The 11,926-nt window shown below is 68.9% G+C and carries 6 protein-coding genes; 3 read left to right on the forward strand and 3 right to left on the reverse strand.

The genetic code is table 11. The features are described from left to right. Genes RT2_RS15560 through RT2_RS25950 form a run of 3 tightly spaced genes read right to left on the reverse strand, consistent with a single transcriptional unit; the run spans position 1 to position 6,885 of the window. Positions 1-3,576 carry a tubulin-like doman-containing protein gene (locus RT2_RS15560; protein WP_072845702.1) on the reverse strand — a complete coding sequence of 1,192 codons (3,576 nt, stop codon included), beginning with the start codon at positions 3,574-3,576 and terminating at the stop codon, positions 1-3. A gap of 49 nt (positions 3,577-3,625) precedes the next feature. Beyond that, a complete protein-coding gene (locus RT2_RS15565; RefSeq protein ID WP_174556718.1) occupies positions 3,626-6,370 on the reverse strand; it encodes a vWA domain-containing protein in 2,745 nt (914 codons plus the stop codon). Then, positions 6,367-6,885, reverse strand: coding sequence for a hypothetical protein (locus RT2_RS25950; protein ID WP_072845703.1), 519 nt, complete (start codon positions 6,883-6,885; stop codon positions 6,367-6,369). Before RT2_RS25950 ends, RT2_RS15565 begins: the two co-directional genes overlap by 4 nt. A gap of 566 nt (positions 6,886-7,451) precedes the next feature. Between RT2_RS25950 and RT2_RS15575 the strand changes: the two genes are divergently transcribed. From RT2_RS15575 to RT2_RS15585, 3 genes are all read left to right on the forward strand, one after another. After that, a complete protein-coding gene (locus tag RT2_RS15575) occupies positions 7,452-8,795 on the forward strand; it encodes a T3SS (YopN, CesT) and YbjN peptide-binding chaperone 1 (RefSeq protein ID WP_072845704.1) in 1,344 nt (447 codons plus the stop codon). A 154-nt stretch (positions 8,796-8,949) separates the two neighbouring features. Beyond that, a complete protein-coding gene (locus RT2_RS15580) occupies positions 8,950-10,824 on the forward strand; it encodes a DNA/RNA helicase domain-containing protein (protein WP_072845705.1) in 1,875 nt (624 codons plus the stop codon). Positions 10,825-10,952: 128 nt separating this feature from the next. After that, positions 10,953-11,798, forward strand: a complete 846-nt coding sequence (locus tag RT2_RS15585; protein WP_072845706.1) for an HNH endonuclease — start codon at positions 10,953-10,955, stop codon at positions 11,796-11,798. Positions 11,799-11,926: the final 128 nt, after the last annotated feature.

Raw genomic sequence — 11,926 nt, forward strand, 5'->3', positions numbered from 1 at the left:
TCAGAACCGACCGGCGTCGGGAACGACAAAGGCCTGGCCCGGCGGCGTCCACACCGGTGCCGGTGCCGCATACTGTGCGGCCCGGTCCGGTTGCTCGGCAAGCGGTTTGCACTCGGCAATCAGCCGGATCAGCTCGCCGGTCGCCCAGTACACGTCCGGCGCGATGTCCCGGAACATCGGAGCGTGCGCGGCCTGGTCACGTGCGGTCACGGCGGAGAAGACACCGCCGCCGGGTGCCCCGTCCTGGCCGGGCGCCATGTAGTGCTCGCCGGCCACGCTCCTGATGGTCGACAGCCAGTCGGTCGCGCTCTTGGCCCTCGCGTCGACGGAGGCCTCGGGGCCGGAACCGTCGATCTGCGACTGCCAGCCGGTGACGGTCTCACCCGTCCGCAGCCAGTCGATCAGCAGCGCCTTCGCCGAGACCTCGTGGATGCCGCCGACCGGGTCCTGAGCCGACGCGTCGTAGACCGAGCGCAGGGCCCGGTACGGCAGCATCGAGCTCATCACCGGCGGCTCGTGCGAACGGGACATCGCCAGCAGCACCGACTCGAGGACCGCGGGCAGCCAGTCGTTCTTGGCGAGAAACCGGGACGGCGGGGTGAGCAGCGGATGCGGAAAGTCCACCCAGCCGGCCAGCGTGGACTCCCACACGCGCACCGGTTCGTCGTACGGGGCGGCCGGGATTCGCACCTGACCGAGCATCAGGCCGAGGAACCAGCCGGCCGTCATCGCCTGACGTTCGACGTCGTGCATCGGCAGCGAGGCCGTCAGTGGGCGCGCGCGCCGCCACTTCCAGAAGGCGTCCTGCTGCGTCGGGGTCGAATCCGCCCACTGCTTCGCCGCGGGGACGAGCACCGAATCGTAGGCCAGGGGTGAGTAGTTCGGGTACGAGCCGAAGATGTCCACCCGGGTGAGCTTGTCCTCGTCGGAGAGCAGCCGCAGGAACTCCGACTCGGTCTCGTGGTCGATCATCGGGTCCTTCTGCAGCACCTGCGCGAGGGTGTCGGCGACCGGGAGGTTCAGGAACGGCACCGCGGTGAACTTGTAGCGGTACTCCACCTGCTGTCCCGGGTGCAGCGCCTCGAGCGCCTGCTGGTTGACGCTGGCCAGCGGACGGGCCAACGACAGCGCCGCGGTGAACTTGGCCTTCAGTCGCGCGCGCCGCTCGTCGAGCACGTACTCGGGGACGGCGTGGTCCTCGATGTACTCGCGCAGCGACACGCGGCAGAACCTGTCGAACGACTCGCCGGTGCGCGAGACGAATCGCCGTGCGCGGTCGAGCAGTTCGGCGGGGCGGACGTGCACGTCGTAGCGTGCGGCCGACGGGATCAGCGCCTCGCGGGTGCTGGGATCGACCGGGAACGCACGCGAGCGCCACGCCGCGGTGCGCTCGATCACGGGCCGCTCCTGGGCCGGCGCGCTGGTGCCGTCGACCGTGCTCCACTGCCCGGTCACGACGGCGGCGACGCCCCGCTTGACCGCATCCGCGAACGCGGGGGTGCCGAAGTCGTCGGAGGTCACCGTGAGGGGCAGGTCGCTGCGGTACTGCGCCATGAAGTCCGCCGACGGGGTGAGCATCACCTCGTTGTTGGCCTCCGCGAACCGCGGCGGCACCCGATCCGCCTGATCGGCCGGCCAGGCCCCGTACTGGTCGGTGGCCAAGCGCGCGAGGCCCACGTCGCTGGCCGGCTTGCTCCGGGCCCGACGCAGTCCGGTCTGTTCCTCGTTGAGCCGGTCGAGCAGCGGCTGCAACACCTCGGAGACCAGCGCGGCCGCCACCTCCGCCACCTTGCCGGACAGCGAAGCGTACAGCTGCCGTTGGACGTTCCCGCGGCAGTTGCCGAGCAGCATGTCGACGGACTCGGCGTCGGACCCGATCAGCCCGTTGAGCGAGGCGAACGCCTGCGCGGTCTCCGCGGTGCGAGCGGTGATGTCCGCGGGCGCCAGCCGGGTCAGGTCCTCCGCGCCGGCTCGCACCACGTCCTTGAGGTAGGTGCGCAGTCGGCTCACCACCGCCGTCGCGTAGGGCAGCCCGACGTCGGCCACCGCGTTGGCGACGGTCTCCTCGATGCGCTCGACGAGCGGCCGGTGCCATGCGAATGCGTGCGTCACCGCGTGGTGTTCCGCGGCCGCAACCAGCGACTGGCGGCGTTGGCCGAGCGCGCGCTCGACCTCCGGCACCCACTGGTTGGCGACGAGACCGGTGCCGGACGGGAGGTAATGCCGGAGCTCGGACTCCACGATCTGGCCGGCCATCCGGCCCACCGTGTCCGCCGGGAGGACGACATTGGTCAGCCACGGTGCGACACCGGCCTGCGGTCCGCGCGAATCGGACTGCACCACAGGAAGTCCCATCGACGTCAGCAGCGTCGACCACTGGCTGTCGAGGATCGAGTTCACCTGGTCCTCGTCGGAGACCGGGCTGCCCGGGGTGCTGTGCCCGTCGAGCAGTCGGTCCACCGCGCTGCGGGCCAGCCGCTGCGCCGAGTACTCGGCGTACCGGTCCCGGCCCATGCTCAGGCTCGAGAACCCGTAGGTCCCCCACGGCAGGTTGTCCCACTGACCGCCCCAGCCGATGTTCTCGCGCTGGCCAGGCAGGCCGGCCCCGTTGGTGAGGTCGTACTGCACGAACTGGCGGGTCGCGGCGCCGCTCATCATCATCCCGGCCAGGCCCCGGGCCAGGCCGCGGTAGATCGCCTTCTGCGACCCGTCGCCGAACGGCGCACCCTCCACGCCGACCCGTCGGCCGACCGGGAAGACCCGCGCGAACGGCACCTTCTCGCCCTTGCCATGCTGCTGGCCGAGCGCCCCGAGGACCTCGACGTCGTGCTCGCGCGCCGAGCCCATCTGGCTGGCAACGATCTCGCCGAGCATCGCGAGGGCGTTCGCCCGCACGCCGGTGGTGGCGCTCTTGCCGAGTCCGTCGAAGATGTCCGGGGTCACCATGAACACGCCCATCAGGCGCGGGTCGAGCCCGGGGATCAGCGTCAGCAGCCGGCACACGTCCAGCGCCATCGACGCGCCCGCGCCTCCGGCCATCGAGGAGACCACCAGCACGATCGGCGACTCGCCCTGCTCGAAGGATCCGCCGCCGGGGATGTTCAGCGCGGACATCTCACCGGCGGTCTCCACGGTGGACAGCTGCTCCCACGCCCGCTGCAGGGTCTCCCGAATCCCCCCGGCCTTGCTCAGGGTGATCATCCGGCCCAGGGCGCGGTACTGCCCGGCGCCCGAGCCGATGGGCACGGTCACGGCCGCCGGGTCCCGCGGTGCCCACGTCGCGATGGCGCCGAGGCTCTGCCGGGCCACCAGCTGGTTGGTCAGCGCGTTGTCGAGGACCCCGTACGAATCACCCTGCGGCCCACTCCCGAAGTAGTGCCCACCCTGATCGCGGACGTTGTCTAGCCCGTCCGGCCCGCTCTCGGGCGCGGTCGGCACGTCGATACTGACGAACTGCCAGCCACCGGGGATCTTGTCGACTCCCGCCGCGGCCAGATCAGAACGGAGCTGGTCCATCATGTACGCCAGCGTCACGGCGCCGGATCCGCCGCAACCAACTACGAGAAACCGCCTCATTACGGTCCTTCCACATCGAGAGAGCTTGAAGCTGAGGTCGAGCCGTGAACTAGCGGCTCGGGGGGCCGAACGGGTCGAACGGGTCGGCCACCGAAGTGCCGCCGAACCCCTGTGCTGACGGCGCCGAACCGGTGCTCGGCATACCGGCACTCGATCCGGGACCGGGCGGCATCCCGAACGGGTCGTATGCCACCGGACCGCCGGGGCCGGGCGACGCCGCGGACGACGGCGGCGTACCGCCTCCGTTCCCGGACCCGGGCTTGGCCTGCTCGCGCAGCGTGCGGAGCAAGCCCGGCAGGCGTCCGTTCAGGTCCTCGACCAGCCGCGTTCGGCTCTCCGGGGTGGAGTTGCCGCCGACCAGGACCAGCACGTCGGCCAGGTCCGCCGGTCCCGCCGGATCGTGCAGCACGACCCACGAGTTGTGCACGGCCAACGGCAGGCGCGCGTCGCCGTTGCCGTCGACCTTGGCGGCGCGGGACGCGGTGACCCGCCCGTCTGCGTGGGCGGCCACGTAACCGGCACCGAACGGGTGCAGCCCGGTACGGACGTTGAGCTCCACACCGTCGACCGTCAGGTGGCGGGCCGGCTTGTCGAGGCCCCTGACCATCTGGGTGAGGTCCTCGTCACGAAACGCGAACGGCCGACCGTCTCGCAGGACGGCATCACCGACGACGGTGACCGGGAACCGTTGTGCCTTCAGCGTTTCCGCGGGTATCCGGGAAGTCCGCCACTTGGCCAACCACAGTCCGACCAGTGGCATCGCAATGCTGACCAGGAGCACGAGCAGGAAGGTCAACCAGAAGCGTCCACTGTCCAGCGGCTTCTGCAGGTCCGCGGAGAACGGCACCTCGACCGGCATGGCCCGGTCGGGCTCGCCGGCGGGCGCGACCATCAGCCGAACCGCGCCGTTGACCGCACCGTTGCCTGCGTTGTCAACCTGGAGCTGGACCGGCAGCGACGCCTCGGCTCCGTCCTCCACCTGAAGGCAGTCGTCGGCTGAACCCGCGCCGCGGCCGGTCAGCGCGACAGTGCCTACGCCGTCCGGGGCCGCGTCGATCCGGGCCGGCACCGCAGATTCGAGCCAGACGCAGCCGGGTCCTCCGACGCGGACGTCGGCGGCGAACGTGCCGGCCCCCTCGACGGTCCCGAAGTCGATGCGTGACGGCAGTGTCGGGTAGCCGATCGGCGGCGCCACGGTCAGCGGGACGTCCACCGACTGGGGCGTAAGGACAGTGCCCGGCGCGATGACCGCGCCCGACTCCGACTTGGCATCGGCGGTGGTGACCTCGAGCGTGAGCCGCATCGTTGCCTCACCCGGCGCGACCTGGGTGAGGTCCAGTTCCAGCGGCTCGCCGAGCCGGTCCTTGGGGATCTTCGTGGCGAGCTCGTGGTTGACGTGTGCACTGTCGGTCAGCGACACCGACAGCGCGGCGGTACCGAGCAGTGTGGACGGTGTCACCTCACGCCGATCGGCGTCGACGATGCCGAGCTGTACCGCCGACGTCTTCTCGCCACTGTGCACCGCGGCGGTGTCCTGCCCCAGCCACGCGGGGAATAGGTTGCCCGAGATGTGGATGTTCGACTTCGACCTGGCGGTCGGCGCGGATCCCGTGGGGTCGACGAATGCCAGCGCCCACTTCCCCTGCCACTGCGCCGCGTCGTCGTGACGCATCGTGAACGACACCGACCGGGGCGAAAGCCATTCGTACTCCACCGCGACGCCGCCGACCCGAACCGTCGCCGGCGAGCCGGCGCCCGTCCGCGGCAGGGCGAGCTGCTCGCCCCGCGGGGAGACCAGCGTCGGGACGAGACCCTCGGCGTCGGCGAAGCCGAGGACGGTCACCGAGCCGATCGAATCGTCCAGCACGAACCGGTGCTGGGCGTCCTCGCACATCGTGAAGGCGCACACCCCGGTCTCGCGTTCCAACGGCGCCTGGCCCGGCGTACTGAACGCATCGAAGGCGAACAGCAGGTCGTCGATGTTCTGCGCGACGTAGAAGTCGCCGGGCCGGGGCGAGACGATGTTGCCGCAGGCCCCGACCGATCCGGGCTCGCCCGTCGCGATGGCCCGCATCAGGTCGAAGTCCGCGGCCTGGGCGGTGCCGGCCGCAAGACCGACACCGAACGTCACGATGCCCGAGGAGCGGAGTTGGTCGGAGACCCCCGCGGGCCGGCAGATCGACTCCCGTGCGGCGTCGGCGACTCGGCGCACCCCGTCGTCCGTGGCGAGGGAAATACCGGGGGCGTAGGACTTCTCGCCGTCGCGCGTCGTGTAATCGAGCTTGCCGTCGGAGAACCACGCCAACGCCTGGCACCGGTTGCCGCCGTCCGCAGACGGGCCGCGTTCGGCCAGGGTGCCGCGCGCGCCGTCCAGGGCCGTCCGGTAGTCGGTGTCGATCCCGTTCGTCCGGCTCCGGAACTCGTCGACAGATTTCTGCAGTCCCGGCAGCGACGCATCGTCGAGGCTTTGCCATCCGGAGTGCACGACGAAGTCGTCCGAGAACCCGGCGAGTGCCACATCGAGTTTGAACCCGGCCGAGTCGCCGAACGAGTTCAGCTGGTCCAGCAGGTAGTTCGCCGCGGAAACCCGTGCCGCGTCCGGGTCGGAGGCCTGCAGGCTCCCCGATTCGTCGATCATCAGCAGCACGTCGCCCTCCCGCTGGGAGGCCATGCAGGCACCGAAGTCACCGACCGCGGAGGGCGCCGCCTGCGCGGCCGCGACGGGATTGGCCAGGACGAGCGATCCAAGCGCGGTGGTCAACACCGTCGCCGCGAGGGCGATCGCCCGCCTCACAGCCGACCCGCCCAGTCCGCGATCGACCAGGCACCCAGCACGACGCCAACGAATGCTGCCGCCATGACGATCCCGTAGACGATCCCTGCCGTCGCCGACTTCGCATAGACCGACATCGCCCGCTGACGGGTGTCGAGCACTGTGAAACAGGCAAGCAGCCCGAAGGTCACCAGCCCGGCGAACGCCCACCCGACGGCACCTGCAACCACCGACCCGCCGATGCACGCGACGAGTGCGAGCCCGACTCCGACAACCGCGGCCAGAGCTGCCGACCGCAGCCACCACATCGGCGGGCTTCCCTGCACGGCGCCAACTGCCGGACGCGCTGGAGCCGCACCAAACGGATCCGCGACGGCGCCGAACGTGGAACCGGGTCCGGAGATCGGCTCGGAGCTACCCGCGAAGGGGCTCGACATCGACGCCGAGGTGGGTGAGCTCGCGGGCCACTGCGCATCTGCGTCGTGCTGGGTACTCGCGTAGTCACTGAAGTCGAAAGGATTTGGCGCTGAGGGCACGTAGTTCTTCCCTGGATCGGTCGGTGAGTGCCCGCATATCGGACACCTGGAAATAGGTCATAAATGAAACTGAAGGGAAGTTGAACTCTCAATATCTGCGCCTGCACGTTACCAACGCACAGCCGAGCGAACAGGTGGCGACACTTGAGTTAGATATACCAGTTTGGATGAGGTCGATCACATGGAGGACACCATTCGGACAAAACGCCCTTCTCGGCTACGTCGCGACCAGCAGGCCCGCTTACTGACCACCACATTGACGATATTGACGCAAGCTACAGGCGGGGTCCGACAGACAATCCGACGGGACCGCCTCGGCCGCTCGGGAAGACCTGGCGGGGTCGCACCTTGGTCCGTGACCCCGGGCAACGATCCAGCACTTCCAGGCGCCCGTACGCGATATTAGAAGTCAACTGTTGCTCAGTTTTCAAGAAGTGGTTCGCCGGCGCTTGAACGCCGGAGTTTCACAGATTTGTCAGTATCCCGCGATATCGTGATTTCGCACCACGTCGGGGGACGGATTCGGTGCCGATGGCGACCGCGGTTCGGCCGCGAGAGGGTGGCTCATGTCCGACTTCGACAGTTTCGACGACTCCGTCGATCGTGCCTGGCAGCACTTCCAGTCCGGCCTCGCCGACCACCTCGGCGCAATGGACACCACTGCCTCCCTCGTCCTGCAGTCGCTCGGACCCGGCACCGGCGACGGCCACGCCGCTCTTGTTCGCTTCCTCGTCAACGACGACCGGGTTTCATGTTGGGTGCCCGCGAATGGCGACTCCGAGACTCGGCGCGCACCGACCGCCGCTGCCGAGACTCGACTCGTCGACCTTGGCTGGGCGCTTTCCGACCGGTCCAGCGACGGCGAGGGACTCCGCTTCTACTGGGTCGCCCAGCCGCGACGACGGGCGGACCAGTTGGCTGCGATGTCGGTGACGGCGCTGCGTGAGGTATGGAACGTGCCGCACCCGAGTTTCCTTCGGGCCGGCAGTGCAGGCCGACCGGCCGAACTGCCGTTCGCTGCCAACTACTCCCGGGACGACCTCCCGGCCGCCCCGGACCCGCAACCCAATACCGAAGCGGCGCAAGGAATCGTCTTCCCACGCGATCGCGACCACCTCCGCGAACTCGTCGGCAACTTCCTCACCCGGAATTCCGAGGATCCTCCGTTCGTCGATGCCGATGGCGACTTCGAGCTGCGGTTCGAGAAGATGGCCGTGTTCGTGAAGGCGCACCCGACTGAACCCTATGTACAGATCTGGGTTCCCCTGTTGCACTGGATCAGCAACCGAACCCAGGGCGCGGAGATCGTCGCCGAGCTCAACGCCGAGTGGCCGCTGATCAAGTTCGTCCTCGTCGAGGGCCGACTGTGCGCGTCGATCAACCTCATGGCGCAGCCGTTCGTCCCACGACACCTGGAAGACATGCTCGGACGCATGCCCGCGTTCCTCGCCACCTTCGACGACAGGTTCGCAGCCCGGTTCGGCACTGTCACCTTCCGGCAGCCACAGGAGACGGTCGAGCATGAGTGTGAACCGGAGTTCCCGCCCGGCCTGATGGCGGTGATCGACCTCGGGCCCGACGCCGCGGGAGCCCTCGGCGCCCGCCGAGTCGCCGAGGCCTGCGGCTACGACCGCGACACCCTCCTCGAGTACATCCACATCAGCTCCGAGCAGGAAGCGGAATGGCGGGGACACGAGGAGGCGGCGCGTCGGTCGCCCAACCAGGAGGACCTCGAACTCTGCGAGAGCGAGGCCAAAGGCTGGTCCCTGACCACCGAGTGCCTGCGGGCGGCCCTGCGACTGGTCGACTCGCCCGGCCGGCACCGCGCGCCCGATCCGACGCCGGAGCCCCACCGGCCCGACACATTCGGCCACCCGACCGAGCCGACCCTCTTCGACGAACCGACCTGACCGTCGCGGCGAAATACGAGGCGACGAGCGCGAACCACAATCCGCGGGTCCGATAGTGTTCACCCCGCGGCCCGACGGACTTCCGCTGTGATTCACAGCCACGGACATGCCCCCACCCGCACGACTCGATTCGTGCTGCCCGGGGGACTCCACCTTGACCTTGCTTCGTACGTCGGCGAACCATATAGCCGGCATCGCTCATCCCGATTCGTTGGCGGAGCAACTGTTGGAACAGATGCTGTACAAAACCGGCCGCCGGGCCAGCGCGGCCGAGCAGAAGTCCTGGAGTCGAAGTCTGCCGGTACTGGCGAGCGATCTCGTCGAGGCGGGTCTCGGCGACGTCGAGATGCTGGTCGAGTACCACCTTCCCCTCACCTCCCAGCGCGCCGACGTCGTACTGGCGGGCACTCATCCCTCGTCCGGAGCGCCGTCCTACGTCGTGGTCGAGTTGAAGCAGTGGTCGTCCGCCTACCGGTACGAGGACAACCCGGATCTGGTCGAGGTCCCCGGGATGCCAGGCGGGCCGAAGCTTCACCCGGTGGCCCAGGTGAAGGGCTACTGCGACTATCTCGCGGACTTCGCCAAGTCGATCGCCGACCAGCCGGATGCGCTGGCAGGAATGGCGTACCTGCACAACGCGTCTGACCCCGCGACCGTGTCAGACCTCCGCGCCTTCCCCACCGGCGTCACCGGGCGGCTCTTCACCGCCGCCGACCGCGCCGACATGATCGCCTTCCTGCGGACCCGCCTCGCCACCGGCGCCGCGAGCCACTCTGCCGGCGACTCGCTCATGCGGTCCGCGGTTGCCCCGTCCCAGCAGTTGCTCAAGGTTGCGGCCGCCGAGGTGCGGGACCGCCCACAGTTCCATCTACTCGGAAACCAGCAGCTCGCCGTCGACCTGGTCCTGCACGCCGTCGAGCAGGCCCGGTCCGCAGACAGCAAGCGGGTCGTCATCGTCACCGGAGGGCCTGGCAGCGGCAAGAGTGTCATCGCACTGTCACTGGTCGGCGAGCTCGCCCGCCGCGGCCGAACAGTGCTGCACGCGACCGGATCCCGGTCGTTCACCCAGACACTCCGCAAGGTGGCGGGACACCGCGCACCCCGAGTGCAGAAGATGTTCAAGTACTTCAACCAGTTCATGACGGCGGAGCGCAACGGTCTCGACGTCCTGATCCTCGACGAGGCCCACCGCATTCGCGAGACCTCGGTCGACCGGTACACCAAGGCGGAACTGCGCACCGACCGGCCGCAGATCGACGAACTCATCGCCGCGGCCCGGGTACCGGTGTTTCTCTTGGACGAGCACCAGGTGGTGCGGCCCGGCGAGATGGGGTCGCTCGAACAGGTGCAGAGCCATGCCCGGTCGCTCGGTCTCGAGACCCAGCACGTGCACCTCGGCGAGCAGTTCCGCTGCGGCGGCAGTGAGGAATACGTCCTCTGGGTCAAGCGTCTCCTCGGCCTCGTCGAGGGCGGACCGTACGCATGGAAGGGCGACCCCCAGTTCGCGGTGCGTGTCGCCGACAGCCCGCAGGAGCTCGAGCACCTGCTCTCGCAGCAATTCGATGGTGGCTACTCCGCCCGGATGACCGCGGGATACTGCTGGCCCTGGAGCGACGCCCGCAAGGACGGCAGCCTGGTGCCCGACGTCACGATCGGCGACTGGGCCAGGCCGTGGAACAGCAAGAGCGACAGACGGATCGGAGATGCCCCTCCGGCTCCACTGTGGGCGACGGAGGACGGCGGCTTCGATCAGGTCGGATGCGTCTACACCGCGCAGGGGTTCGAGTACGACTGGAACGGCGTGATCCTCGGACCCGACCTGGTGTGGCGCGGCGGGCACTTCACGACCGTCCGTGCCGCGAACCGCGACCCCGACATGAAGAACTCGAAGAAGGTCAGCGACCTCCGCTTCGACAGACTCGTCCGCAACGTCTACAAGGTCCTGCTCACCCGCGGAATGGTCGGGACGGTCATCTACTCCACCGACGAACGAACTCGCGCGGCTCTGCGGAAACTCATCGGCAACTGACGCCGGGCCGACGAACTCGGCCGCTACACACCAACGACAGCAAGCACGAACAAGACGAGCACGGCCCGACAGGCTTCCACTGCAGGACATGCCTCCACCCGGTGCGATACCGGATAGGCGCATGGGCGTTGACAAGTTGGATTGTCAAGATAGGCAAGGAAACCCCTCAGCACTGGGGATTTGCACGCGACGACCGGTTCTGGGATGTCCGGGAACCCGGCTCATTCAGGAAGATCGAGCCCGGCGACAACATCTTCTTCTGGCTCTCCGGTTCGGGTTTCACGTCGTGGGTCCGCGCGACCTCCTCGTTGTACGTCATCGGAGCCCAGTCACGGCCGGCGCACTGGATCGACGTCGCCACCGGCGGCTACACCCACCGCTTCGAGTTCGAGCTTGTCAGCGAGGATGTCGCGCACCCGGCGACCTGGGGCGAGCTGCAACAGGCCGCTGGGCGCAACTACGCACCGCCCGCGCCCGCGAACCCGGTGGCCGAACCCGCGGCCGAGGCCTTCCTGCGCGCTCGGTTCGGCGGCCACACCGACATCGCCTTCACGACGGTCCCCGTCGAGTACTCCCCCGGTGACGACATGCGTGACCGCGCGGTCCGCCAGATCACGTTGCGACGCGGTCAGGCACGGTTCCGAAACTCGCTGCTCGTGGCGTACGGCAACACCTGCGCGGTCACCGGCTCCACCGTGACGTCGGTCTTGGAGGCCGCGCACATCGACCGCTACTTCGGTGACCACACGAACCACGTGACGAACGGCCTCCTGCTCCGCTCCGACATCCACACGCTGTTCGACCTGGGCGTACTCACCGTCTCCGAGTCGCGAACGGTTCAGCTGGCGCCGTGGCTGCGCGACACCGAGTACGCGGACCTTCACGACCAGCCGCTTCGGGTGCCGTCGGACCCGGCCGGCCACCCGTCCGCTGAGGCGCTCGCTCGACACCGGCAGACATGCGAATGGCTGTAGCGGCCCGACCGACGACGTCGACGGGCACTCGAGCCGTTCACCAGCCCGTCACCTCGCCCGACCCCCGCCCCGGCCGGCCTCCGCGATACCGTGGACCCACACACGCCCACCACCGACATCGACGACCC

The sequence above is a fragment of the Rhodococcus tukisamuensis NBRC 100609 genome (genome assembly GCF_001894985.1).
Taxonomy (GTDB): domain Bacteria; phylum Actinomycetota; class Actinomycetes; order Mycobacteriales; family Mycobacteriaceae; genus Rhodococcus_G; species Rhodococcus_G tukisamuensis.

Excerpts from the sequence above, each read along its gene's own strand:
- RT2_RS15575 (WP_072845704.1), top strand. The coding sequence starts at position 7,452 with ATGTCCGACTTCGACAGTTTCGACGACTCCGTCGATCGTGCCTGGCAG.
- RT2_RS15560 (WP_072845702.1), bottom strand. The coding sequence starts at position 3,576 with ATGAGGCGGTTTCTCGTAGTTGGTTGCGGCGGATCCGGCGCCGTGACG.